General features: G+C 64.2%; 26 protein-coding genes. 22 read left to right on the top strand and 4 right to left on the bottom strand.

The window, feature by feature from the left end; all coding sequences use genetic code 11:
• Positions 1-4: 4 nt before the first annotated feature.
• Positions 5-1,147, top strand: coding sequence for an outer membrane protein assembly factor BamC (bamC, locus tag VVD47_RS03665; protein ID WP_327602044.1), 1,143 nt, complete (start codon positions 5-7; stop codon positions 1,145-1,147).
• Between the two features lie 555 nt (positions 1,148-1,702).
• Here bamC and VVD47_RS03660 read toward each other — a convergent pair.
• Entirely contained in the window at positions 1,703-4,588 is a 2,886-nt protein-coding gene (locus tag VVD47_RS03660; protein WP_327602043.1) for an Rne/Rng family ribonuclease, read from the bottom strand.
• A 562-nt stretch (positions 4,589-5,150) separates the two neighbouring features.
• Here VVD47_RS03660 and VVD47_RS03655 point away from each other — a divergent pair.
• Genes VVD47_RS03655 through VVD47_RS03640 form a run of 4 tightly spaced genes read left to right on the top strand, consistent with a single transcriptional unit; the run spans position 5,151 to position 8,086 of the window.
• Positions 5,151-6,164, top strand: a complete 1,014-nt coding sequence (locus VVD47_RS03655; RefSeq protein ID WP_327602042.1) for an RluA family pseudouridine synthase — start codon at positions 5,151-5,153, stop codon at positions 6,162-6,164.
• Positions 6,161-6,817: an HAD-IIIA family hydrolase gene (locus VVD47_RS03650; protein WP_327602041.1), complete on the top strand. Its 657-nt coding sequence runs from the start codon at positions 6,161-6,163 to the stop codon at positions 6,815-6,817. The genes VVD47_RS03655 and VVD47_RS03650 overlap by 4 nt, the downstream gene beginning before the upstream one ends.
• Positions 6,805-7,146 (top strand): Rieske (2Fe-2S) protein, encoded by a 342-nt coding sequence (locus tag VVD47_RS03645; protein WP_327602040.1) that lies wholly within the window; start codon positions 6,805-6,807, stop codon positions 7,144-7,146. The genes VVD47_RS03650 and VVD47_RS03645 overlap by 13 nt, the downstream gene beginning before the upstream one ends.
• Before the next feature lies 1 nt (position 7,147).
• Entirely contained in the window at positions 7,148-8,086 is a 939-nt protein-coding gene (locus tag VVD47_RS03640; protein WP_327602039.1) for a S49 family peptidase, read from the top strand.
• A 12-nt stretch (positions 8,087-8,098) separates the two neighbouring features.
• Here VVD47_RS03640 and VVD47_RS03635 read toward each other — a convergent pair whose 3' ends face one another.
• The gene (locus VVD47_RS03635; protein WP_327602038.1) at positions 8,099-8,851 is read right to left on the bottom strand and encodes an SAM-dependent methyltransferase; all 753 of its coding nucleotides are present in this window, start codon (positions 8,849-8,851) and stop codon (positions 8,099-8,101) included.
• Entirely contained in the window at positions 8,851-9,432 is a 582-nt protein-coding gene (locus tag VVD47_RS03630) for a Maf family protein (RefSeq protein ID WP_327602037.1), read from the bottom strand. Before VVD47_RS03630 ends, VVD47_RS03635 begins: the two co-directional genes overlap by 1 nt.
• A gap of 78 nt (positions 9,433-9,510) precedes the next feature.
• Between VVD47_RS03630 and VVD47_RS03625 the strand changes: the two genes are divergently transcribed.
• From VVD47_RS03625 to VVD47_RS20810, 9 genes are all read left to right on the top strand, one after another.
• Positions 9,511-10,038, top strand: coding sequence for a YceD family protein (locus VVD47_RS03625; RefSeq protein WP_327602036.1), 528 nt, complete (start codon positions 9,511-9,513; stop codon positions 10,036-10,038).
• A 16-nt stretch (positions 10,039-10,054) separates the two neighbouring features.
• Positions 10,055-10,234: a 50S ribosomal protein L32 gene (gene rpmF / locus VVD47_RS03620; protein ID WP_327602035.1), complete on the top strand. Its 180-nt coding sequence runs from the start codon at positions 10,055-10,057 to the stop codon at positions 10,232-10,234.
• Positions 10,235-10,342: 108 nt separating this feature from the next.
• Positions 10,343-11,377 (top strand): phosphate acyltransferase PlsX, encoded by a 1,035-nt coding sequence (gene plsX, locus VVD47_RS03615; RefSeq protein WP_327603176.1) that lies wholly within the window; start codon positions 10,343-10,345, stop codon positions 11,375-11,377.
• Positions 11,374-12,339 (top strand): beta-ketoacyl-ACP synthase III, encoded by a 966-nt coding sequence (locus tag VVD47_RS03610; protein ID WP_327602034.1) that lies wholly within the window; start codon positions 11,374-11,376, stop codon positions 12,337-12,339. Before plsX ends, VVD47_RS03610 begins: the two co-directional genes overlap by 4 nt.
• A 32-nt stretch (positions 12,340-12,371) precedes the next feature.
• A complete protein-coding gene (fabD, locus tag VVD47_RS03605) occupies positions 12,372-13,298 on the top strand; it encodes an ACP S-malonyltransferase (protein WP_327602033.1) in 927 nt (308 codons plus the stop codon).
• A 19-nt stretch (positions 13,299-13,317) separates the two neighbouring features.
• Positions 13,318-14,067 carry a 3-oxoacyl-ACP reductase FabG gene (gene fabG, locus VVD47_RS03600; protein ID WP_327602032.1) on the top strand — a complete coding sequence of 250 codons (750 nt, stop codon included), beginning with the start codon at positions 13,318-13,320 and terminating at the stop codon, positions 14,065-14,067.
• A 121-nt stretch (positions 14,068-14,188) separates the two neighbouring features.
• Positions 14,189-14,431: an acyl carrier protein gene (acpP, locus tag VVD47_RS03595; protein ID WP_327602031.1), complete on the top strand. Its 243-nt coding sequence runs from the start codon at positions 14,189-14,191 to the stop codon at positions 14,429-14,431.
• 39 nt (positions 14,432-14,470) lie between these two features.
• On the top strand, positions 14,471-15,709 hold the full coding sequence (fabF, locus tag VVD47_RS03590) for a beta-ketoacyl-ACP synthase II (protein WP_327602030.1): 1,239 nt from the start codon (positions 14,471-14,473) through the stop codon (positions 15,707-15,709).
• On the top strand, positions 15,609-16,196 hold the full coding sequence (locus tag VVD47_RS20810) for a protein YgfX (protein ID WP_443080930.1): 588 nt from the start codon (positions 15,609-15,611) through the stop codon (positions 16,194-16,196). The genes fabF and VVD47_RS20810 overlap by 101 nt, the downstream gene beginning before the upstream one ends.
• A 33-nt stretch (positions 16,197-16,229) precedes the next feature.
• Here the strand turns inward: VVD47_RS20810 and nadB are convergent, their stop codons facing one another.
• Positions 16,230-17,840, bottom strand: a complete 1,611-nt coding sequence (nadB, locus tag VVD47_RS03585) for an L-aspartate oxidase (protein WP_327602029.1) — start codon at positions 17,838-17,840, stop codon at positions 16,230-16,232.
• Positions 17,841-18,025: 185 nt separating this feature from the next.
• Between nadB and rpoE the strand changes: the two genes are divergently transcribed.
• The 8 genes from rpoE (at position 18,026) to VVD47_RS03545 (ending at position 25,133) form a co-directional block, all read left to right on the top strand.
• On the top strand, positions 18,026-18,625 hold the full coding sequence (gene rpoE / locus VVD47_RS03580) for an RNA polymerase sigma factor RpoE (protein WP_327602028.1): 600 nt from the start codon (positions 18,026-18,028) through the stop codon (positions 18,623-18,625).
• Between the two features lie 15 nt (positions 18,626-18,640).
• Positions 18,641-19,180, top strand: a complete 540-nt coding sequence (locus VVD47_RS03575; protein WP_327602027.1) for a sigma-E factor negative regulatory protein — start codon at positions 18,641-18,643, stop codon at positions 19,178-19,180.
• Positions 19,177-20,169, top strand: a complete 993-nt coding sequence (locus tag VVD47_RS03570) for a MucB/RseB C-terminal domain-containing protein (protein ID WP_327602026.1) — start codon at positions 19,177-19,179, stop codon at positions 20,167-20,169. The genes VVD47_RS03575 and VVD47_RS03570 overlap by 4 nt, the downstream gene beginning before the upstream one ends.
• A 10-nt stretch (positions 20,170-20,179) precedes the next feature.
• Positions 20,180-20,560, top strand: coding sequence for a SoxR reducing system RseC family protein (locus tag VVD47_RS03565; protein ID WP_327602025.1), 381 nt, complete (start codon positions 20,180-20,182; stop codon positions 20,558-20,560).
• A 9-nt stretch (positions 20,561-20,569) separates the two neighbouring features.
• Complete coding sequence (locus tag VVD47_RS03560) at positions 20,570-21,997, top strand: Do family serine endopeptidase (protein ID WP_327602024.1); 1,428 nt, start codon at positions 20,570-20,572, stop codon at positions 21,995-21,997.
• Positions 21,998-22,097: 100 nt separating this feature from the next.
• Positions 22,098-23,894 carry a translation elongation factor 4 gene (lepA, locus tag VVD47_RS03555; protein WP_327602023.1) on the top strand — a complete coding sequence of 599 codons (1,797 nt, stop codon included), beginning with the start codon at positions 22,098-22,100 and terminating at the stop codon, positions 23,892-23,894.
• 39 nt (positions 23,895-23,933) lie between these two features.
• Complete coding sequence (lepB, locus tag VVD47_RS03550) at positions 23,934-24,752, top strand: signal peptidase I (RefSeq protein ID WP_327602022.1); 819 nt, start codon at positions 23,934-23,936, stop codon at positions 24,750-24,752.
• A 27-nt stretch (positions 24,753-24,779) separates the two neighbouring features.
• A complete protein-coding gene (locus VVD47_RS03545; protein WP_327602021.1) occupies positions 24,780-25,133 on the top strand; it encodes a DUF4845 domain-containing protein in 354 nt (117 codons plus the stop codon).
• The last annotated feature ends 7 nt before the right edge of the window (positions 25,134-25,140 follow it).

Here is a 25,140-nt window from a genome sequence, read left to right as displayed (position 1 = left end):
TCTGATGATGAAACTCGTGCGTAACGGGGCCGTGCTGGCCTGCGCACTCGGACTGGCCGCCTGTTCCAGCACCGGCGACCACAAGAATCCCACTGGCTACGAGTCCAGCGTTCCTGCCAAGAAGAGCACGCTGGAAGTTCCGCCCGATCTGATGGCGCCCACCGCTGACGGCCGTTTCGCGATGCCCGACAGCTCACGTGGCAGCGCCACGCTGTCGACATACAGCAGCCGTCCTGCCGAGGCTGCGGCTGCGTCGCCGGTGCGATCGTCCATGACCGAAGTCGCTGCCAAGATGCGCATCATGCGCGCCGGCACGCAGCGCTGGCTGGTCGTACCGGGGACGACCACGGAATGGTGGACCAAGACGCGCGAATTCTGGCTGGATTCCGGCTTCACGCTGAAGTCGGAATCGCCGAACACGCTGGTCATGGAAACCGACTGGGCGGAAAACCGCGCCAACATTCCCCAGGACATCGTCCGCAGCGCATTGAGTTCGGTGATCGGCACGCTGTGGAGCAATTCGGAACGCGACAAATTCCGCACCCGCCTGGAGCCGGGGCAAGAGCCCGGCACGGTCGAGATCTACATCAGCCATCGCGGTGTCGATGAAGTCTTCATCGAAGAGAGCAACACGCAGACCCGCTGGCAGTCGCGCCCGCCTGATCCGAATCTCGAAGCCGAGATGCTGGTCAACATGATGACCCGCTTCGCGGGTGTGAAGAAGGAGGAGGCGACGCAGACGGTGGCTGCTGCAGCGGCAGCGCCTTCGGATCGTGCCCAGCTCGGCAAGGATGCTGACGGCGCTTCGCAACTGCTGCTGAAGGATCCGATCGATCGGGCCTGGCGCCAGGTGGGTCTGTCGCTGGATCGCGTCGGCCTCGTCGTTGAAGACCGCGACCGCGCAAAGGGCTACTACGTCGTGCGTTACGTGATGCCGGAAGATGTGGAACGTAAGGACAGCGGCATCATGTCCAAGCTGGCGTTCTGGCGCGATGACAAGGGCAACAGCATTACTGGCGAGTACCGGATTGCGGTGGCCGGAGATGCGGCGCAGTCGACCGTGCGCGTGCTGAACAAGGAAGGCGTGGTGGTCAAGACGGATTCCGCACGCCAGATCCTGTCCTTGCTGTATGAGCAACTGAAGTAAGCCGTCCTGGAACAGGCAAGAACGGGCACCGCGAGGTGCCCGTTTTGCTTTCTGCGACGCCAGCGGGTGAGATAGGTCAGTTGCGACGGGGGATGTCTGACGCAGGCCAGCCGTCCGGTCATTGCCGCACTGTTCGGTGGACGGCGGCGGGAATGGATGCTCGCGTTTCGGTGGCAGAGACGCGCCTGCTATACGCCCCCGGGGTCGGGTGCCGCGCTTGAGGACAGGCTCTTCGTGCGGGGTGCGCAGCAACCATCCACAGCGACATTGGCCGCCCTCGGGCGGTGCGATGGCCTCAGATTCTTTCAATGACCGCGCGACATTGCATTGGAGCCTTCATGTCTGAGCAAGTGGAACCGTTCATGCATGCGCCCGCGTCACCAGTGGTCAATCGGCGAGTTCCATCTGGTAGTCGCGCTGCATTCGCTTGAACTCTGTTTCAATAGGACTCGCCCTTTCCGGCAAGTCCGAGTGCCAAGGGCCACAGGCCAAAAAAAAGGGGGCCGCTGTTGCGGCCCCTTTCCTTTGCGTCCTTTATCGGACACTCCTGCATGCTTACTCGCGGCGTGTTTCGACCTGCTGCAGGGGCTCATCGGCGACCGGTGTCACGGTGGGACGCGGGCGGCGACGTGCCGGTTCGGTGGTGGATTCTTCGCTCGCCACGACCATGCTGCTGCCGCCCTTGGTTTCGACCATCTGCAGGCTGTCGTCCTTCAGCAGCGCGCTGAAGTCGAACTGGGCTTGCGGCGCCTCGACGGCCGGCGCTTGAGGAGCGCTCTGGCGTTCCACGGCCTGCACCACCGTATTCTCGAACGCGCTCAGCGACGTGGCCGATGCTGCCGGCACTTCCTCGTTGAGGGCGACGACGGGCTCTTCAGCGGTGGCGGTTTCCACGGCTACCGGCTCCAGCTCGGCTTCCTTCTGCAGGGCCGGCGGTGCGGTTTCACGCAGGACTTCGAGGAAGCTCGGTTCGGTCGCAGGCTCGGCGACCTCCTGGCTTGCTTCGACCGGCACGACAGGCGGGACGTCCAGCGGAGCGGGCTCGTTCACCTGCGTGGCAGCACTGCTGACTTCGGCAGGCAATACCAGTTCGGTCGGAACGTCGAGCTCGGAGCTGACGGCGGCGACAGCGCCGGCCTCGCCATCCTGACGACGCTCGCCACCACGGCCGCCGCGGCCGCGACGGTTGCGACGACGGCCGCTGCCTTCGCGCTGTTCGCCGGTGGCGGCACCTTGCTCGATGGCCGTCACATCAGTGACGGCGGCCTGCACGAGGCTCTGGTCGATCACCTCGTCAGTTGCCTGCGTGGCAGCCGGACGCGGCTCACGCGGTTGGCGTTCGCGACGCTCGCGCGGTTCGCGGCCTTCCTTGCCTTCACGGGGCTCGCGCGGCTCACGTTGTGGCTTGGCGGTGGCCGGTTGCGCGGCCTGCGCCGTCGTTACCTCTTCCTTGCGGTTGCGGTCCTGGCGGCCTTCGCCACGGCCCTTGCGTTGTTCGCCCTGGGCACCATCTTCACGCTTGTCCTGGCGACGGCCTTCGCCGCGTGCCTGTTCATCGCGCGGCTTGGCGTCACGCTGACCATCACGGCCACGACGTTCGCCGTCACCGCGCTCACGGCGCTCGCCGTCGCGGCCACGTCGACCGTCACGGCCTTCGCGGCGGGTGCTGGCCGGCTTGGTTTCGACGACCGGCGCCTCTTCCTTGGTCTCGCCACGCAGCCAGCCGAAGATGCGCTGCAGCAGCCCTTGCGGCTCGGCAGCCGCCGGAGCGGCGGCCTGCGCGCGGGATGCGCGCGGGGTTTCGGCGCGCGGTTCGACGACCGGTGCCGGTTGTTCCGGCGTGATGCCGCGAATGGCAGCCTGCTGGCGGGCCGGGCGGGCTTCGGTCTGCGCCGACGGCGGCGTGTAGCTTGGCTCGGTGGGCGCCTCGGCCATGCGGTAGCTGGGCAGGTGGCTGTCTTCCTGGTTCAGCTGGTCGTGGCGCAGGCGGATGATCTCGTGCGCCGGCGTTTCCAGGTGACGGTTCGGGATGATCAGCAGGTTGACCTTGTGGCGGATCTCGATCTTGGCGATGTCGACGCGCTTCTCGTTAAGCAGGAAGGTCGCGACATCCACCGGCACCTGGGTGTGGATGGCGCCGGTGTTTTCCTTCATCGCCTCCTCTTCGAGGATGCGCAGGATGTGCAGCGCGGCCGACTCGGTGGAGCGGATGTGGCCGGTACCGGTACAGCGCGGGCAGGTGATGTAGCTGGTTTCCGCCAGGGCCGGGCGCAGTCGCTGGCGCGACAGTTCCAGCAGGCCGAAGCGGCTGATCTTGCCGGTCTGCACGCGGGCGCGGTCGTAGCGCAGTGCGTCGCGCAAGCGGTTTTCCACCTCGCGCTGGTTGCGCTGGCTCTCCATGTCGATGAAGTCGATGACGATCAGGCCGCCCAGGTCGCGCAGGCGCAGCTGGCGGGCGATTTCGTCGGCGGCTTCGCAGTTGGTCTTGAACGCCGTTTCCTCGATGTCGCTGCCCTTGGTGGCGCGGCCGGAGTTAACGTCGACGGAGACCAGTGCTTCGGTGTGGTCGATGACGATCGCGCCGCCCGAGCCGAGGTTCACCTGGCGCGAGTAGGCGGATTCGATCTGGTGTTCGATCTGGAAGCGCGAGAACAGCGGCACGTCGTCGCGGTAGCGCTTCACGCGGCTCACGTTGCCCGGCATCACGTGGGCCATGAACTGCTGGGCCTGTTCGAAGATCTCGTCGGTGTCGATGAGGATCTCGCCGATGTCCGGCTGGAAGTAGTCGCGAATCGCGCGGATCACCAGGCTGCCTTCCTGATAGATCAGGAACGCGCCGCTCTGGCCCTTGGCGGCACCGTCGATGGCGGTCCACAACTGCATCAGGTAGTTCAGGTCCCACTGCAGCTCTTCGGCGCTGCGGCCGATGGCGGCGGTGCGGGCGATCAGGCTCATGCCGCCGGGGACTTCCAGCGCATCCATGATCTCGCGCAGTTCGGCACGGTCGTCACCTTCGACACGACGCGAAACACCACCGCCGCGCGGGTTGTTCGGCATCAGCACGAGGTAGCGGCCGGCTAGCGAGATGAAGGTGGTAAGGGCGGCGCCCTTGTTGCCGCGCTCGTCCTTCTCGACCTGGACGATCAGTTCCTGGCCGACCGACAGCGCATCCTGGATGCGTGCCTTGGAGGCTTCGACGCCTTCCTTGAAGTAGGAGCGGGAGATTTCCTTGAACGGCAGGAAGCCGTGGCGCTCGGCGCCGTAATCGACGAAGGCGGCTTCGAGGCTGGGCTCGATGCGGGTGATGACCGCCTTGTAGATATTGCTCTTGCGTTGTTCCTTGGCGGCCGATTCGATGTCGAGGTCGATCAGCTTCTGACCATCGACGATGGCGACGCGGAGTTCTTCGGCCTGCGTCGCGTTGAAAAGCATGCGCTTCATTTTGGGTTCTTCTCCTGCGCGCAACGCAGAAGCAGACCACGGCGAACCTCACGCCCCCGGCTTCGGGAGCGTGCTACTGACTGCTTGTCGGGAACCGGGATGAATCCATCGTGTTCGTGGGCAAACGGTGTTCGGGTTCGCTGCTGCGTCGTCGCGCTGCCTCGCGGGCCGCGCGTCGCCGCGTGAAATCTGCAATCTGGCTTGCGTGCTTGTAGCTTGTGTAGTGGGTGTCATCTACCATCGCGCTCCGTTCTTCTGGTTCTGCGGGGCGCGTGGCAATGGTCTTTCCGGCGTGGCTCTGCGGTCGGTCGCATGAAGGCACCAAAGACCAGCGCGGAGGATGGACGGGCAGGGCAGGCACGGGCACGGACTGGCGGGATTGGAAGACCATTCAGGCCAGAGGCATGGAGCCGGGCTCTTCGGGGCGACTTCGCGCTTCGTGGAGCCGGGGACCAGCGGGGTGTCGGTGTTGCAGTGCAGTCCACCTGCGGGCGGGCTGTGCGATGCAGTACGATCGCAGCCTACGCAGCCGGGAAAACAGGCCGCAGTATATGGGAAGAGAATGAATTTAGGCAAAGCGCCGCCTGACCGGGCGGCAACGGCAGGGCGTCAGCCTGCTGCAGTGCGGCGAGTCCGGGTGGATGCGGAGGACGCCGGCCAGCGCATCGACAACTTCCTGATCCGCGAATGCAAGGGTGTGCCGAAGAGTCACATCTACCGGATCCTGCGCTCTGGCGAGGTGCGGGTGAATGGCGGGCGGATCAGCCAGACTTATCGCCTGAATGCCGGCGACGAAGTCCGTATTCCACCGGTGCGCGTGGCAGAACGGACGGAAGGACTGGTTTCCGCCGCCCCTCCGCGTGACTTTCCGGTGGTCTATGAAGACGATTCCCTGCTGGTCATCGACAAGCCGTCCGGCGTGGCTGTGCATGGTGGCAGCGGGGTGAGCTTCGGCGTCATCGAGCAGCTACGCGCCCAGCGTCCGCAGGCCCGCCTGCTGGAGCTGGTGCACCGCATCGACCGCGAGACGTCCGGACTGCTCATCATCGCCAAGCGCCGGGCCGCGCTGACGGCGCTGCAGGACCAGATGCGTGCCGGCAGCGTGGAGAAACGCTACCTGGCGATGGCGCAGGGCCGCTGGATGAACCCGCTCCAGCATGTGCGCGTGCCATTGTTGAAGTACCTGACCGAAGACGGCGAGCGTCGCGTGGCGGTGAATCGCGACGGCAAACCTGCCCACAGCATCGTGCGCCTGCAGCGGCGTTGGGAGGATTGCAGCCTGGTGGAAGTGGAGCTGAAGACGGGGCGTACCCATCAGATCCGCGTGCACATGCAGTCGCTCGGCCATGCCCTGCTGGGCGACGACAAGTACGGCGACTTCGCGCTCAACAAGCAGCTTGTCCGGGAAGGCCTCGGGCGGATGTTCCTGCATGCGGCGAAGCTGCGCTTCCATCATCCGCAGACGCAAGTCCTCATCGATCTCGAAGCGCCATTGCCGCCCGAGCTGGTGGCCTACGTGACGCACGTGTCCGCGACGCAGAAGCTTGAATACCCGCAGGGAGCGCCTGGAGCATGAGCCGCCAGTTCGACCTGATCGTCTTTGACTGGGACGGCACGCTGATGGATTCCACGGCGCTGATCGTACGGTCCCTGCAGGCCGCCTGTGCCGATCTTGGCCTGCCGGTGCCGGACGATGTGCGTGCTGCGCATGTCATCGGCCTGAGCCTGGCAGATGCCATTCACTATCTGCTGCCGGACGTGCCTGACAGCGCGCACCAGCAGGTGGCCGAGCGCTACCGCTATCACTTCCTGACCGATGCGGACACGCTGGTGCTCTTCGACGGCGTGCCTGCGCTGCTCGCGTCGCTGCATGCGCGCGGGCATCAACTGGCCGTGGCAACCGGCAAGGCCCGGCGCGGGCTTGACCGCGTCCTGCTGGGCTCCGGCATCGAACACCTGTTCGTTGCCACGCGTTGCGCGGACGAGAGCTTTTCCAAGCCGCATCCCGGCATGCTGCTGGAGTTGATGGACGAATGCCTGGTCGAGCCGTCGCGCACGCTGATGATCGGTGACACGACGCACGATCTGCAGATGGCGCGCAATGCGGGTACAGCGGGGCTGGCGGTCAGCTATGGCGCCCATCCACTGCCCGTACTGCAGGCGGAGGCGCCGCTGGCAATCGTGCATGACATTCCGGCGTTGCAGGACTGGCTGGCATGCAACGGCTGATCTGCACGAGCGCCGAGCTGGCTGACGGAGGTGATGGCGTGCGCTTTGCCGTCGCGACGCAGGACGGGGAACAGTCCGCCTTCGTGGTGCGTTTCGATGGAAAGCCCCGCGCCTACCTGAACCGCTGCGCCCATGTCGCCGTCGAACTCGACTGGAACCCCGGAAAGTTCTTCGACGATTCGGGCTTATACTTGATTTGCGCCACCCACGGCGCTCTCTACGAAGCCGATACCGGCCATTGCGCCGGTGGTCCCTGCAGGGGCGGTGCCTTGATTCCTTTGAAGGTGCTGGAGCAGGACGGCAACATCTACCTCCATGAGCATGAGTGACATGAACGAACCCGGTTGGGAACGCAAGCTGGTCGAGCAACTGGCCTTCGAAAGCCTCAAGGAACAGCGCCGGCGTCGCCGCTGGAGCATCTTCTTCAAGATTCTCGGTTTCGGTTACGTCGGCTTCATCCTGATGATGGTGTGGGGATGGGACCGCGGCGAGGTGGCTACCTCGGATGGCGCCGCCCACACGGCGCTGGTGCAGCTCGATGGCGTGATCGGCGGCGGTGACGAGGTGAATGCCGAACAGGTGATCCTCGCGCTGCAGGCGGCGTTCGACGACGCCGGCACGCGTGGCGTGGTGCTGCGGATCAACAGCCCGGGCGGCAGTCCCGTGCAGGCCGGCATGATCAACGACGAGATCCGCCGTCTGCGTGCCAAGCATGCCAACGTGCCGGTGTATGCGGTGGTCGAGGACATCTGTGCCTCGGGTGGCTATTACGTGGCGGTGGCGGCCGACAAAATCTTCGTCGACAAGGCCAGCCTGGTCGGCTCGATCGGCGTGCGCATGGATGGTTTCGGCTTCACCGAAGCCATGCAGAAGCTGGGCGTCGAGCGCCGGCTGCTGACGGCGGGCGAGAACAAGGGGTTCCTGGATCCGTTCTCGCCGCAGGACCCGAAGCAGCAGGATTTCGCCCGCCAGATGCTGGGCGAGATCCACCAGCAGTTCATCGATGTGGTGCGCAAGGGGCGCGGCCCCCGCCTGAAGGAGTCGCCGGAGACGTTCTCCGGGCTGGTGTGGACCGGCGCGAAGAGCATCGAGCTGGGGCTGACCGATGGTTTCGGCACCGTGGACACCGTAGCGCGCGACATCATCAAGGCCGAAGACATCCGCGACTACACGCAGCGTCAGAATTTCGCGGAGCGTTTTGCCAAGCGCTTCGGTGCGGAAACCGCCAACGGCTTCCTGGGGGCGGTCGAGCGCTTCGGCTGGAAGTAAAAGGCCGGGGCCTCAGCGGCGCTTGTCGCCGCGGCTCATGGCAAGCAGCAGGAAAATCGCAGGCTGGCGATCCAGGTCGGGTTGTCCAGCCTGTTTTATTGCGAGCTTCCAGTCGGCGACGTTGCGGGTGGTGATCCGTTCTTCGGCGGTGGTCAGCCCGCTCGCTACGCAAAGCTGCGTGCTGTCCTTGAGGTGCAGCAGCAGGGCGTCCAGCATGGCGATGTTGCGATAGGGCGTCTCGATGAAAAGCTCGGTCTGGCTGCGCCTTGCGGATTCCGCTTCGATCTCCGCGATGCTGCGTTGGCGTGCTTCCGCCTGGACTGGCAGATAGCCGTGGAAACGGAAGCACTGACCATTCAGGCCCGAGGCCATCAGCGCCAGCAGCAAGGAGCTCGGGCCGACGTGTGGCACGACCCTGATGCCCCGTTCATGAGCCCGTCGCACGACCAGTGCGCCGGGATCGGCCACGGCCGGGCAGCCGGCTTCCGACATCAGCCCGCCATCGCGGCCGGCGAGAACCGGTGCCAGCAACCTGTCGAGTTCGCGCTGGTCCAGTTTTTCGGCTTGGGCAGGCAGCTCTTCGATGGTGAGCGAGGCCAGTTGGGCCGGATGGCCCAGTTTGCGCAGGTCGGCGCGAGCCGTCTTGGCCCGTTCAACAATGAAGTAATCCAGCCGCTGCGTGCTTGCCAGCACGCCGGGCGGGTGTGTCATGACCGTGTCGGCCGGGCCGAGCTGGACCGGCAGAAGATACAGGCTGCCGGCCATCAGGGAACCTGCACACCGGCCTGGCGCAGCATGCGGCACAGGGCGATCAGCGGAAGGCCGACCAGCGCGTTGGGATCGTCGCCGCGCATGTATTCCAGCAGGCTGATGCCCAGTCCTTCGGACTTGGCGCTGCCGGCGCAATCGAGCGGCATTTCGCGTTCGACATAGCGACGGATCTCGGTCTCTTCGAGCTCCCGGAACCTGACCTCGGTGGGCACCGTTTCGATCTGGTAGCTGCCGTCGCGGCTGTCCAGCAGGCACAGCGCGGTATGGAATACCACGGTGTTGCCGCTCATCTCGCGCAATTGCGCGACGGCGCGTTCGATGGTGCCGGGTTTGCCGAAATGCCGTTCGCCGAGCGCCGCCACCTGGTCGCTGCCGATGATCAGGCTGCCCATATGGCGTGGCGCCACGGCCCGCGCCTTGGCGATCGCCAGGCGTTCCGCCGTGGCGCGTGGCGCCTCGTCCGGCAGGGCTGTTTCGTCGGTTTCGGGGCGGTCTACTGCAAAATCGAGGCCCAGGCGTTCAAGCAAGGCGCGGCGATAGACCGAGGTAGAGGCCAGGACAAGGGGAGTGGGCATGGGGGCAGCAGGTGCCGGCGTCGCGAAAGCAGCGTCGGCTTTGACAGAAAAGCCTGAAAATCATATCATTCACCGTTTATGTCGCAACAGTTGCCCGCTTCTCAGGATGTGCTGATTGCCGACCCGTTCGACTTTGCCCGCCGTGGCGCGGTGGTCGACGGGGAGGTGGATGCGCGGAGTTTCGGGCGGCTGGCAGATGTGCTGGAGGATGGCGCCGGGCTGGATCAGCGCGTGCGCTACCACCTGCAGGGCCTGCGCCAGGATGACAAGCTGTTCATCGTCCTGCAGCTCGAAGGTGCGATCGGTCTGGGTTGCCAGCGTTGTCTGCAAGCCGTTCCGCATGTGCTGGAGAGCGAAAACCGCCTGATGCTTCTTGCTGAAGGTGAGGCCTTGCCGGACGAAGCGCTGGAAGACGATAGCTGCGATCCGATCAACGTCGGTCACAACTTCGACGTGCTGGCGGCGGTGGAAGACGAGATCCTGCTCTCGTTGCCCATATCGCCGATGCACGATTCCTGCGAAACGCCTGAGGCGGCTGTTGCAAAAGTGAAGGATTCGCCCTTTGCCGTACTGGCGCAGTTGAAGTCGGACAAGGGTAGTAAGTAAACCAAGGAGTGAAGAAATGGCCGTTCAACAAAACAAAAAGTCCCCGTCGAAGCGTGGCATGCACCGCTCGCACGATTTCCTGACCGCCCCGGCGCTGGCCGTGGAGCCGGTTTCCGGTGAGGCTCACCTGCGTCACCACATCTCGCCCAACGGTTTCTACCGTGGCAAGAAGGTCGTCAAGGCCAAGGGCGAATAATCGTCCTGACATGTGCTGGCGGGCTGCGAACAATGCGCCCGCCGCCATTTCCTCCCTTTCCAGAATTCCCCCGAATTCCTTTTCCTTTGCAGCGCGCAAGCGAGCAAGATGAACATCACTCTTGCGATTGACTGCATGGGCGGCGATCACGGTCCCTCCGTGACGATTCCTGCTGCCTTGCGATTCCTCGACGAAGATGCGTCCGTGCACGCCATATTGGTGGGCAAGCCGGAGAGTTTTGCCGGCGACATTGCTCCACGCCTGGCTGCCTACGGCGATCGCGTGACCATCCGTCACGCCTCCGAAGTGGTCGAAATGGATGAGCCCCCGGCTTCCGCGCTGCGCGGCAAGAAGGATTCATCCATGCGCGTGGCGATTGACCTGGTCAAGGCTGGCGAAGCGCATGCGGCCCTCTCCGCCGGCAATACCGGCGCACTGATGGCGATTTCCCGCTTCGTACTCAAGACCTTGCCCGGCATCGACCGACCGGCGATCGCGACCATCATGCCGACCATGCACGGGCAGACCTACATGCTCGACCTTGGCGCCAACGTGGATTGCTCTGCCGAACATCTGCTGCAGTTCGGCATCATGGGCGCGATGCTGGTGGAAGCCGTGGAGCATCGTGAGCGGCCTACCGTCGGCCTGCTCAACATCGGCGAAGAGGACATCAAGGGCAATGAGGTGGTCAAGCAGGCCGCCGAACTGCTGCGTGACTCCGGCCTGAACTTCTACGGAAACGTCGAAGGCAACGACATCTATAAAGGCACGACGGATGTGGTGGTCTGCGACGGTTTCGTGGGCAACGTTGCGCTGAAGGCCTCGGAGGGCATCGCCCAGATGATGGCGACCTTCCTGCGCCAGGAATTCACGCGCAACTGGCTGGCGAAAGTTGCGGCGTTCGTGGCCCTGCCGGCGCTCAAGCGCTTCAAGCGTCGGGTGGATCATCGTCGCTACAATGGCGCATGCCTGCTCGGGCTGCGCGGCGTGGTGGTGAAGAGCCACGGCTCGGCCGACGCCATGGCCTTCACGATGGCCTTGCGCCGTGCGGCAGAAGCCGCGCGCAACCAGCTCATCGCGCGTATCGAACATCGCATGAACGATTACATGGCCCAGCACCGGGCCGTCGCTGAGACCGCATGATCTTTTCCCGAATCGTTGGTACGGGCGGCTATGTGCCTGGCGCGCCGGTATCTAACAATGATCTCGTCGCGCGTGGTATCGATACCTCCGACGATTGGATCGTCGAGCGTACCGGTATCCGTGCGCGCTACATCGCCGAGAAGGATGTCCGTACCAGCACGCTGGCGGCCGAAGCGGCGCGTCGAGCACTGGATGCGGCTGGCATTGCCGCGACGGACATCGATCTTGTGGTGCTGGCTTCGACGACGCCGGACATGGTGTTTCCGAGCACGGCCTGTCTTGTCCAGAACGAACTGGGCATTCCGCCCGGCGCGACGGCTTTCGACGTGCAGGCGGTGTGTAGTGGCTTCGTCTATGCGCTGACGGTGGCAGACAAGTTCATCCGGTCCGGTTCGCACAAGCGCGCGCTGGTCATCGGGGCCGAAACGCTTTCCCGCATCGTCGACTGGAAGGACCGGTCCACCTGCGTGCTGTTCGGCGACGGCGCTGGCGCCGTCGTGCTGGCGGCTGACGACAAGGCCGGCATCCTGTCGTCTGCATTGCACGCGGATGGTTCGCAGCACCAGATCCTCAACACGACGGGCCAGATCGCCGGCGGTGAGATCGTGGGTTCGCCGTTCCTGCGCATGGACGGTCAGGCTGTGTTCAAGCAGGCGGTGAAGGTGCTGGGTGACGTCGGGCAGGAGGTGCTGGATCTGGCAGGCCTGTCGCTGGATGAGCTTGACTGGCTGATTCCGCACCAGGCCAATATCCGCATCATGCAATCCGTGGCCAAGCGCCTGAAGATCCCGGCCGAGCGTATGGTCGTGACCGTGGACATGCATGGCAATACTTCCGCGGCTTCCGTGCCGCTGGCGCTGGACGTCGCCGTGCGCGACGGTCGCATCCGCCCCGGGCAGCTCGTCATGCTGCAGGGCGTAGGTGGTGGCTTCACCTGGGGTGCGGTGCTGGCTCGCGTCTGAGCTTCGGCATACTCGTCACAAGGATGTCTGAAATGAAATTCGCTTTTGTCTTCCCGGGACAGGGTTCGCAGGCGGTCGGCATGATGTCGGCCTACGCCGATTTCGCCGTCGTGCGCGAAACGTTCGATGAGGCTTCCGCCGCGCTGGGTTTCGACCTGTGGGCAATGGTGGCCGATGGCCCGGCCGAAGTGCTGGCGCAGACCGTCAATACGCAACCAATCATGCTGACCGCCGGCGTTGCCGTGTGGCGTGCATGGCAGTCTCTGGACGGCCCTGTCCCTGCCGTTGTGGCAGGGCACAGCCTGGGTGAGTATGCTGCGCTGGTTGCTGCGGGCGCGATCGATTTCAAGGATGCCGTGGGTCTGGTGCGTTTCCGTGCGCAGGCCATGCAGGAAGCGGTGCCGGCCGGCGAAGGTGGCATGGCCGCCATTCTCAACCTGGCGCCTGAAGAAGTGGCCGCTGCCTGCGCCGAGGCGGCGCAGGGACAGGTGGTCGCCGCGGCGAATCTGAATTCGCCGGTGCAGATCGTCATTGCGGGTCATGCCGCAGCGGTCGAGCGTGCCATGGAAGCCTGCAAGGCGCGTGGCGCCAAGCGTGCCGTGCCATTGCCGGTGAGTGCGCCTTTCCATTCCGAACTGATGCGTCCGGCCGCGGAACGTCTGGCTGCGCGCCTTGCCGAAGTGGAGTTCCGTTCCCCGGCCATTCCGGTGCTGAACAACGTGGACGTCGCCATCGAGAGCGACCCGTCCCGTATCCGCGATGCGTTGGTGCGCCAGGCTTACGGCCCGGTCCGCTGGATCGAGACGGTGCAGGCGATGCATGCGCAGGGCGTCGTGCGCGTGGCCGAGTGCGGTCCGGGCAAGGTGCTGGCGGGTCTGGTCAAGCGCATCGAAGCTTCGCTGGAAGTCGATGCGTTGATCGACGCGGAGTCGGTTCGCCGCCTGCGCGAAGCGCTGTAACAAGAACAGGGAGAATTCGATGCAAACGAGTCTGCAGGGCCAGGTAGCCCTGGTTACCGGGGCAAGCCGCGGCATCGGCCGCGAAATCGCATTGGTGCTGGGTCGCGCCGGCGCGACCGTGATTGGTACGGCGACGAGCGAAAGCGGTGCGGCCGCCATTTCGGCTGCGCTGACCGAGGCTGGTGTGAGTGGCCGCGGCCTGATGCTGAATGTCACCGATGCGACTGCCTGTGAAGCGGCGATCGCCGGGATCGAAAAGGAGTTCGGCACGGTCGGTGTGCTGGTGAACAACGCCGGTATCACGCGTGACAACATCGCCATGCGCATGAAGGACGACGAATGGGATGCGGTGATGGACACCAATCTCAAGGCGGTCTTCCGCATGTCCCGCCTCGTCATGCGCGGCATGATGAAGGCGCGCACGGGCCGCATCATCAACATCACCTCGGTGGTGGGCAGTTCCGGCAATGCCGGTCAGGCCAACTACGCGGCCGCCAAGGCCGGTGTTGGCGGCATGACGCGCGCACTGGCGCGTGAGCTGGGCAGCCGCAACATTACGGTCAACTGCGTGGCCCCGGGTTTCATCGATACCGATATGACCCGCGAACTGCCGGATGCACAGCGTGACGCCCTGCAGGGGCAGATTGCGCTCGGTCGCCTCGGTCGTCCGGAAGAGATCGCCGCCGTGGTTGCTTTCCTCGCGTCACCGGCGGCAAGCTACGTGACCGGCGCCACCTTGCACGTGAATGGCGGCATGTACATGGTCTGAGCGGCATGCCGCTCAGTATGTGAGTGAGCAGAAGCCCGGAGTTGCCTGAAGATGGCCTTGGGTTTCTGCTAGAATGCGAGAGTTTTTCTCGAACTATCCGATTACAGGGAAGGAGCGATTCATGGAGAACGTTGAGCAGCGAGTACGTAAGATCGTCGCCGAGCAACTGGGTGTTAACGAGGCGGAGATCAAGAACGAGTCCTCGTTCGTGGACGATCTGGGCGCCGATTCGCTCGACACCGTCGAGCTGGTGATGGCTCTCGAAGAAGAGTTCGAGTGCGAGATCCCCGACGAAGAAGCCGAAAAGATCACCACCGTCCAGCAAGCCATTGACTACGTCAATGCGCATCTGAACAAGGCCTGATCAGGCTGCTTCACCCGTCAAATTGCCAGGAGTCGAGCGTTGTCGCGTCGTCGCGTAGTCATCACTGGGTTGGGCATCATCTCGCCCGTTGGAAACACCGTCGCCACCGCATGGGACAACATCCTTAACGCTCGCTCCGGCATCACGCGCATCACGCGTTTTGACGCCACCCCGCTGACGACCCAGATCGCCGGCGAGGTCAAGGATTTCGACGTGGCGGCCTACCTTTCTCCCAAGGAAGCGCGCCGCTACGACACCTTCATCCACTACGGCCTGGCGGCCGCCATCGATGCCTTGAAGGACGCGGGCATCGACGCGAACCCGTCGTTTGCCGAGCAGGTGGGGGTTTGTATCGGTTCCGGCATCGGTGGCCTGCCGATGATCGAAGAGACCGGCAATGACGTGGCTGCAGGCGGCCCGCGCAAGATCTCGCCGTTCTTCGTGCCGGGGTCGATCATCAACATGATCTCCGGCATCCTCTCGATCAACTATGGTTTCAAGGGGCCGAACTTCGCGACGGTGAGTGCCTGTGCCACGGGCAATCACTCCATCGGTGAAGCGCAGCGCCTGATCGAATACGGCGATGCCGACGTCATGGTCGCGGGCGGCGCCGAGTCCACTGTTTCCATGCTGGGCATGGGCGGCTTCTGTGCTGCCAAGGCCCTCTCGACCCGCAACGACGATCCGGCGACGGCAAGCCGCCCCTGGGATGTCGGCCGCGATGGTTTCGTGCTGGGTGAAGGCGCCGGCGTCGTGGTGCTGGAAGAGTACGAGCACGCCAAGGCACGGGGCGCGAAGATTTACTGCGAAGTCGCCGGCTACGGCATGAGTTCGGATGCTTACCACATCACCGCGCCGAGCGAGGGTGGTGAGGGGGCGTCGCGCAGCATCGTCAATGCGTTGCGCAATGGCAAGACAGCTGCCGATGAGATCGATTACGTCAACGCGCATGGCACTTCGACCCCGCTGGGGGACATTGCCGAGACGCTGGCCGTCAAGCGCGCGTTCGGCGACGACGCGAAGCGTCTCGCCATCAGTTCCACCAAGTCGATGACGGGCCACCTGCTGGGGGCCGCTGCAGGGATCGAAGCGGTATTCACCGCCCTGGCCGTGCACAACCAGATCGCGCCGCCGACGGCCAACCTGCGGGAGATCGACCCGCAATGCGATCTGGACTATGTGCCGCTCGTGGCACGTCCGATGCCGATCCGCGCAGCCTTGTCCAATTCCTTCGGTTTTGGTGGCACCAACAGCACGCTGGTGTTCCGCAAGGTCTGACCTCCGCTTGGCTGTCAGCCGACACGCGCCGAATTTCCCGCCTCTGCGGGTGTCGGCGCGTTTTTCATTTGGCTTGCGTTCTGTCGCCGGCGTTGCGCACATATTGCCCGTCGTGGCATGCCTGGGAAGTGGCGTGCCGGGTTGGGTGCGCGCGGTCGTCGGGCTGGTTGTCGTGGTGTCAGCAAGTATGGTCTGGCGCAGGGTTCGTGCTGCTGACGCACTGGAGCTGGAGTGGCTCAACGGCAGGCGCCTGCGGTTGCATCGCGCCGGGATAACTCAAGACGCGAACGTCCTCCAGTCTTCCGTGGATCTGGGGGTTTGTCTTGTCCTGGTGTGGGAGCAGATGGGCGGCGCACCGCAAACCAGGCGCGGGCGCTGCGTTCTGACGCGTGGCGGGGTCGGGCAGGAGGCATGGCGCGGTTTGCGCGCTAGATTGCGCTGGGACGTAGCGCAGGCATCCCCGTCCGAGGGGCGCCGCAAAGCCTGAGGGGAGCGGTGTTCGTTGCCCTTGCGGCGATGCCTAGCCGAACACCCAGCTGCGTAGCCGTCCCGGCCGGCGTGGGTTGCGCAGCACGGTGGGACGGCTCCTCTTGAGGGTTTGAGGATAGTCGCGCGAGAAGTGCAGGCCGCGGCTTTCCTTGCGCTTGAGGGCACTGCGCACGATGAGATCGGCGGTGACGACGAGGTTGCGTAGCTCGATCAGGTCGTTGCTGACGCGGAAGTTGGCGTAGTACTCGTCGATTTCGCGCGTGAGCAGGCGTATGCGGTGTTGGGCGCGCTCCAGTCGCTTGTTGGTGCGCACGATGCCGACGTAGTCCCACATGAAGCGCCGCAGCTCTTCCCAGTTGTGGGCGATGACCACTTCCTCGTCGGCATCGGAGACCCGGCTCTCGTCCCAGGCAGGCAGCATGTCGACGGCTTTGCGCGGATTGCTCAGGATGTCCTGCGCAGCGGCCTCGCTGAAGACGACGCACTCCAGCAGGGAGTTGCTGGCAAGGCGGTTGGCACCGTGCAGACCGGTGTAGGCGGTCTCCCCGATGGCATACAGGCCGGGGACATCCGTCCGGGCCTTGAGGTCTACCGCCACGCCGCCACAGGAATAGTGGGCGGCAGGCACCACCGGGATCGGCTGGCGGGTGATGTCGATGCCCAGCTCGGCGCAGCGCGCCAGAATGTTCGGGAAGTGCTCGTGAAGGAACTCGGGCGACTTGTGGCTGATGTCCAGGAACACGCTGTCCAGGCCGCGCTTCTTCATCTCGAAGTCGATCGCGCGCGCTACTACATCGCGGGGTGCCAGTTCTGCGCGCGGGTCGTGTTGCGGCATGAAGCGCGTGCCGTCGGGCAGTTTCAGCAGGCCGCCCTCGCCGCGGACGGCCTCCGAGATCAGGAAGGATTTTGCTTGCGGGTGGTACAGGCAGGTGGGGTGGAACTGGATGAACTCCATGTTCGCCACGCTGCAGCCCGCGCGCCAGGCCATCGCCACGCCGTCGCCGGTGGCGGTGTCAGGGTTGGTCGTGTAGAGATAGACCTTGCCGGTTCCGCCCGTCGCCAGAACGGTATGCGCCGCTGCAAACGGATGGATGTGCCCCTTGTCGATGTCGAGAAGGTAGGCACCCAGACAGCCGGCATCCGGCTTGCCGATCTTGTTGCCGACGATCAGGTCGACCGCGATGTGGCGTTCGAAGATTCGGATGTTCGGATGGCGGCGCACGCGGTCGATCAGCGTTTCCTGCACCGCTGCGCCGGTGGCGTCGGCGACGTGCACGATGCGTCGATGGCTGTGACCACCTTCGCGCGTCAGGTGCATGCCCCATGGCGTGTCGCCATCCGGCGTGAAAGGGACGCCCTGTTCACGCAACCACTGGATGGCGGCGTTGCCATGCTCCACCACGAAGCGGGTGGCGGCCGGATCGCAGAGCTCTGCGCCGGCGACCATGGTGTCGTCGAAATGTGACTTGGTGGAATCGGCGGGGTCGATGACGGCGGCAATGCCGCCCTGGGCCCAGGCGCTTGCGCTGTCCTCGATGTGACGTTTTGTGACGATCGCTACGCGCCGGCTGTCGGCCAGACGCAGGGCCAGTGACTGGCCGGCCAGGCCGCTGCCGAGGATGAGGACGTCGAACTGCTGCACGCTGTGGTGTTCCGGGGGAATCCGAAGGCCGCGGGACTATATCACGCCCCCTTGATACACCTTGCTCTGCGGGCTGAACTTCCGTGGCGGGGCGCAGTCACAGGGGCAGGCAATGAGATGCCTTCGGCTATACTCGGGCGGTTTTCCCGGGGAAGCATCCCGACAAGAACAATCACCCTCAGCCGATGAGCGACAGAGCTATTGACCAGCAGTTGGTCGAGCGCGCGCAGCGCGGTGACCAGCAGGCGTTCGGCCTGCTGGTTTCCAAATACCAGCGCAAGCTTGCCCGCCTGCTATCCCGCATGATCCGAGACCCAGCCGAGGTCGAGGACGTGGCGCAGGAGGCCTTTATAAAGGCTTATCGTGCCTTGCCGTCATTTCGGGGAGACAGCGCGTTTTATACGTGGCTGTACCGGATTGGCGTCAACACGGCCAAGAACTATCTGGTGTCGCAAGGGCGCAGAGCCCCGACGACAACGGAGATCGCTTCGGAGGAGGCTGAAACCTTCGATGATGGCGATCAGCTGCGTGACATCGATACGCCGGAACGCCTGCTCGTAACCAAGCAGATCGGCGAAACGGTGAATGCAGCGATGGAGGCTCTGCCTGAAGATTTGCGCACCGCAATCATGCTGCGCGAGCTGGAAGGTTTGAGTTACGAAGAGATTGCGACGGTGATGGATTGCCCGATCGGCACGGTGCGTTCCCGCATCTTCCGTGCGCGAGAGGCGATTGCAGAGCGCTTGAAGCCTTTGCTGGATGTGTCCCCCGATCAGCGGTGGTAACGAGGTGGTAAGGAAATGAACGAACAACTTTCAGCGTGGCTCGATGGCGAACTGGATGCCGACTCCCTGGCGCGTGCGACGGCAGGTCTGCGTCGCCAGCCGGCGGAACGACGCGCTTGCGAAACCTACTGGCTGATCGGCGATACCCTGCGTGGCGAGCCTGCACTGTCGGTCGATTTCAGCGCACGCGTGCTGGAGGCGCTGAAGAGCGAGCCGGTGGTGCTGGCCCCTGTGGCGGTGGCGCCGCAACGCAAGCTCGAACCCAATCGCTGGATGGCCATGGCGGCGGCCAGCTGTGCCGTGCTGGTGGTTGCCTGGGCCGGCTTCTCGCTGGCCCCCGACACAGTGGCGCCGACGGCGACGCCGATGCTGGCAGCATCCCCGGCCCCGGGCGCGCAGGCTCGCTTGGTCGCGGCGCCTGCCAGTGATGTATTGCTGAGCGGTGATCGTGCCTACCTCATCGCCCACCAGGCTTATGCGGGTGGCGCTCCCATGGCCGAGGTGGCGGGCTATGTCCGTACCGTATCCGACGAATCCTCAGGGATGGCTCGATGATCGGTGCGCGCTGGCTGACCGCACTGCTGCTCGTGTGCGGTGCGCAGGCTTTTGCTGCTGAGTCTTCCCAGTCCACCGCCGAGGCCATGGCGCTGCTGCAGCGCATGAGTCAGGCTGCACGAGGTCTGAACTACAGCGGCGTGTTCGTCTATCAGGTCAATGGTCGTACCGAGACTTCGCGCATTACGCATTTTTCGGATGCCTCCGGCGAGCAGGAAAAGCTCGAAACCCTGGATGGACCGGTGCGGGAAGTGATCCGCATCAAGGATGAGGTGCGCTGCTACCTCCCCAATGACAAGATGGTGGTGCTGGATCGTGCCGGTTCGGTGCGCTTCCCCGGCCGCGTGATTTCCATGGTCAGCGCTTTGCCGGAGCACTACGAAATGCGCGTCGGCGCCCCGGTGCGCATTGCCGGGCGCGACGCGATCCAGCTGTCGCTGTTCCCCCGCGACGAGTTCCGCTACGGCTACAAGCTGTGGGCCGACAAGGAAACCGGGCTGTTGCTGCGCGCGCGCCTGGTCAATGCCAAAGGCGATGTGCTGGAGCACTTCGGGTTCTCGGAAATCGCGCTCCACATCACGCCGGACAAGGAAAAGGTGCGCTCCCGCTATGCCGACCAGACCGATTGGGTGGTCGTGAATGCGCGTGGAGGCGATGTCCGGCCGGACGACGTGTCGTGGACATTCAAGGGCGTGCCGCCGGGCTTCCGCCAGGTGTCGTCGATCCGCCGTCCCTTGCGCAAGGATGGTGCCGAGGCCTATCACGCAGTGTTCTCCGATGGTCTCGCCAGCATTTCGGTCTTTGTCGAGCCGGCCGTGGAGTCCCGTGGCGTGACGCCGCAACCCAGCAACAGCGGACCGATAGGTATCTACAAGCGCATGTACGCCAGCCAGATGATCACTGCCATTGGTGAAGTGCCGATGGCTGCCCTGCAGGCCGCGGCAGATGGCGTCAGCCTGCGCAGCAAGCCGTCGCGCAGCATCCGCTGATGGAGTCTTGATGCAGTTGGAAGCTGTCGTGTCGCGGGTGGATGGCGACCAGACTTACGTGCGGGTCGTCGAGGCGGGGGACAGCGCCCTCGACCAGTTGTTTGGTGACCAGGGCGTGGAGTACGCCGTGCTCAGCGACGAAGCCGTGCAGCCCGGCGAGAAGGTGCTGATCCACATGCCGGAAGGCGCACCCCGCGGCAGCCTGGCGAAAACCTGGCTCCTGCCGATCCTCGCCTTGCTGGCCGGGTCCGTCCTGGGGTTCTGGGCTGCCGATTCCGACACCGGAACCCTGCTGGGCGGCATGCTCGGCCTGGGGTTCGCGGTGACGGTCTGGCGGGTCGGTCAGGCCGAGCGCCGACGCATGGCCCCACGCATCATCGCGCTGCGCTAAGCTGCGCGGATGAACCTGCGTTTCCCCTTGCGCGGCCTGCTGGTCGCGCTATGTATCTCCTGGATGCTGTCGCTCGCGCAGGCGCGCGAGTTGCCTGATTTCGCAAATCTGGTCGAGCGGCAAGGAGCGGTGGTGGTGAACATCACGGCCAACCGCGCGACCTCTGGCGTCGCGACGCCACCCCTGCAGCAGGAAGACATGGGGTCGGTACCGGAATGGTGGCGACGTTTCGCACCGCGCCAGCCTGACCAGCAGGTTCCGGAAGACGAGGATGAATCCGTCGGTTCCGGGCTCATCGTCGGCGCGGACGGCTACATCATCACCAACGCGCACGTCGTGGCGGGTGCCGATGAAATCCTCGTCCGCCTGCAGGACAAACGCGAGTTTGCTGCACGCCTGATCGGCAGTGACCGGCGCACGGATATTGCCCTGCTCAAGATCGACGCAACCGGTTTGCCACGCGCCGTGCTGGGCGATTCTTCGAAGCTTCGCGTGGGTGACTGGGTGCTGGCGATCGGTTCGCCTTTCGGCTTCGACAATTCGGTGACGGCCGGCATCGTCAGTGCCAAGGGGCGCTCGTTTCCCGATGATTCACTGGTGCCCTTCATCCAGACGGATGTGGCGGTGAATCCGGGCAACTCCGGCGGGCCGTTGTTCAACCTGCGCGGCGAAGTGGTCGGCATCAACTCGCAGATCTACAGCCGGACCGGCGGATTCATGGGGCTGTCCTTCTCCATTCCGATCGACGTGGCGATGGATGTGCAGGCCCAGTTGCGTGACCGGGGCCGGGTGCGGCGCGGGCGCATCGGCGTGCTCATCCAGGAAGTCACTCGCGACATTTCCGACAGCTTCGACCTCGATCGGCCGCGTGGGGCCCTCGTGGGTGCGGTGGAGCCGGGAAGTCCGGCTGATCAGGCCGGCATCAAGGTCAGCGACATCATCCTGCGCTTCGATGGCAAGCCGGTGGAGACCTCCAGTGAGCTGCCGCGCATCGTCGGCGCGACGCAGCCGGGCAGGAAAGCCGGCATGCAGGTCTGGCGCCAGCGTGCGCTCATCGACGTGTCGGTGGGCGTGGCCGAACTGCCGGAAGAAGAGGCTGCCCGTCAGGCCCCGGCCAGCAAGCCGGCCGATGTGCGCGGCGGCAACCGCCTGGGTTTGCTGACCCAGGATCTGAATGCCGAGCAACGCAAGCAACTGAAGCTGGACCGCGGCGCAGCCATCCGCCGCGCAACGGGGGCTGCTGCGCGCGCCGATCTGCGCCCCGGTGACGTGGTGGTGGCCATCGTGAGCCGCGGGCAGGTACAGGACGTACGCAATGCCGAGCATTTCAACCGTCTGGTCGATGGCTTGTCGGCAGGTGCTGCGGTGAGCCTGCAGGTGCGCCGTGGCGACACCCTGAGTTTCGTTGGCCTGCGGACCGCTGCCCGCCAGCCCTGAGCTCGGCGCGCTGGGGCTTGCAGGCTGCTTCAGCTATAATCCGCGCCTACTTTTCTGAGTCCACGAAGGGTGCCGCGGCACCCTTTTTGTTGTGCCACGCATGCAACACATTCGCAATTTCTCGATCATCGCCCACATCGACCACGGCAAGTCCACGCTGGCGGACCGTCTCATTCAGACCTGTGGCGGCCTGTCCGAACGCGAGATGGAGGCCCAGGTGCTCGACTCGATGGATCTGGAGCGTGAGCGTGGCATCACCATCAAGGCGCAGACCGCCGCGCTGCAGTACCGCGCGCGTGACGGCCAGGTCTACAACCTGAACCTCATCGACACGCCGGGGCACGTCGACTTCTCGTATGAAGTCAGCCGCTCCCTGTCCGCCTGCGAGGGGGCGTTGCTGGTGGTGGATGCGTCGCAGGGCGTCGAAGCGCAGACGGTTGCCAATTGCTACACCGCGATCGAGCTCGGCGTGGAAGTGGTGCCGGTGCTGAACAAGATGGACCTGCCGTCGGCCGACCCGGATACGGCACGCCAGGAAGTGGAGGACGTGATCGGTATCGACGCCACCGACGCGATCCCCTGTTCGGCCAAGACAGGCATGGGCGTCGAGGAAATTCTCGAAGCCATCATCGCCAAGATTCCGGCTCCGCGCGGCAAGGCGGAGGGCCCGCTGAAGGCCTTGATCATCGACTCCTGGTTCGACAACTACGTCGGTGTCGTGATGCTGGTGCGCGTGGTCGATGGCGTCGTGCGTCCCAAGGACAAATTGTTGTTCATGAGCACTGGCGCGCAGCATCTGTGCGAACAGACTGGCGTGTTCAGTCCGAAGTCGGTGCAGCGCGAGTCGCTCAACGCCGGCGAGGTGGGTTTCGTCATTGCGGGCATCAAGGAGCTGACTTCGGCCAAGGTGGGCGACACCATCACCCTGGCAGGCAAGCCCGCCAGCGAGGCGCTGGAAGGTTTCAAGGAAATCAAGCCGCAGGTTTTCGCCGGCCTGTATCCAGTGGAGGCCAGCGAGTACGACCAGCTGCGTGACTCGCTGGAAAAACTGAAGCTCAACGACGCGTCGTTGCAGTACGAGCCGGAGGTTTCGCAAGCGCTCGGTTTTGGATTCCGTTGCGGCTTCCTGGGCCTGTTGCACATGGAGATCGTGCAGGAGCGCCTGGAGCGTGAGTTCGACATGGACCTGATCACCACGGCGCCGACCGTGGTGTATGAAGTGCTGCTGAATTCAGGCGAAGTCATCAAGATTGAGAACCCGTCCAAGCTGCCCGAGATCAGCAAGATCGAAGAAGTGCGCGAGCCGATCATCACGGCCACCATCTTCGTGCCGCAGGACTACCTTGGCCCGGTCATCACCTTGTGCAACCAGAAGCGCGGCAACCAGGTGGACATGCACTACCACGGTCGCCAGGTGAAGCTGGTCTATGACATGCCCATGGCCGAGGTGGTCATGGACTTTTTTGACAAGCTGAAGTCGGTGTCGCGTGGCTATGCCTCGCTGGACTACGACTTCAAGGAATACCGCGCCGCGGACGTGGTGAAGCTGGACCTGCTGGTGAGCAGCGAGAAGGTCGATGCCTTGTCGGTCATCGTGCACCGCGCCAGCGCCCAGTACCGCGGCCGCGAACTGGCTGCCAAGCTGCGTGAACTGATCCCGCGCCAGATGTTCGACGTCGCCGTGCAGGCCGCGATCGGTTCGCACATCATTGCGCGCGAAACGATCAAGGCGCTGCGCAAGAACGTGCTGGCAAAGTGCTACGGCGGTGACATCTCGCGCAAGAAGAAGCTGCTGGAGAAGCAGAAGGAAGGCAAGCGCCGCATGAAGCAAGTGGGTAATGTGGAGATCCCGCAGGAAGCCTTCCTTGCCGTGCTGCGTGTCGACGATTCCAAGTAACAAAGAACAAAGCTCCTACAACTCATACTGGAAGACGCAGTGGACTTCGCCCTGATTCTGTTCGTGCTGAGCGTGCTGACCGGCGTGCTCTGGTTCTACGATGTACTGGTGGCGCGCAAGAAGCGCAGCAAGCAGACGCCCGACCCCTGGTGGGTGGAATACGGGGCGAGCTTCTTCCCCGTGATCCTGCCGATTTTCATGCTGCGTTCGTTCTGGGTGGAGCCGTTCCGCATTCCGTCCGGCTCGATGATCCCGACCCTGCTCGTCGGCGATTTCATCCTGGTGAACAAGTACGAGTACGGTGTGCGCCTGCCGGTGATCAACAAGAAGGTCATCGAGGTTGGGGAGCCGCAACGCGGTGACGTGATGGTCTTCCGCTATCCGCACGACATCCGCCAGGACTACATCAAGCGCGTCATCGGCCTGCCCGGCGACAAGGTGGAGTACATCAACAAGCGCCTGACCATCAACGGCCAAGCCGTGGAAACGCGTGACGACGGCGAGTATCTGCATCCCGAGCGCCTGTACTACTCGCAGAAATTCGTCGAGAAGATCGGTGAGAAGGAGCACTCCGTACTCAATGACAAGGATGCTCTGCCGTTCATCCCGGAGGGGCAGCGCATTGCGCATGCCAACCAGGCCAGTTGCACGCACACCGGGGAGGGCATGAGCTGCACCGTCCCGGCAGGTCACTATTTCGTGATGGGCGACAACCGCGACCAGAGTGCCGACTCCCGGGTTTGGGGCTTCGTGCCGGAAGGGAATATCGTTGGCAAGGCGTTCTTCATCTGGTTCCACGCCGACAGCATCCTGCCGCCGAAGGGCATCAAGTTCGACCGGCTGGGCAAGTTCAATTAAGTCCGCTTTTCTGGCCAGGGAGGTTTCATGAAGCGACAGAGTGGTTTGACCCTGATCTCGACCTTGCTGGTCGGGATTTTTCTCGTGGCCGTATTGCTGCTCGGTCTGAAGCTCGTACCCGTGTTCAATGAGTACTTTTCGGTCAAGAAGGCGCTGAACAGCGTCGTGCGCGATGTGCCGCCGGATTCTGCGATCGGAGAGTTCCGCAAGGCGTTCGATCGTTTTGCCGCGATCGACGACATCTCGTCCATCCGGGGACAGGATCTGGTCATCAACCGGGCCGCTGGTAGCGTCGACATCAGCGTCGAGTACGAACGCCGTGTGCCGTTGGTCGCGAACGCCAGCCTGGTTCTGGCATTCGACGTTTCCTCCGGCAAATAGCCCACGC

This window comes from Uliginosibacterium sp. H1, assembly GCF_036017065.1.
In the GTDB taxonomy this organism is placed as follows: domain Bacteria; phylum Pseudomonadota; class Gammaproteobacteria; order Burkholderiales; family Rhodocyclaceae; genus Uliginosibacterium.
This window is presented reverse-complemented; position numbering and strand designations above follow the sequence as displayed.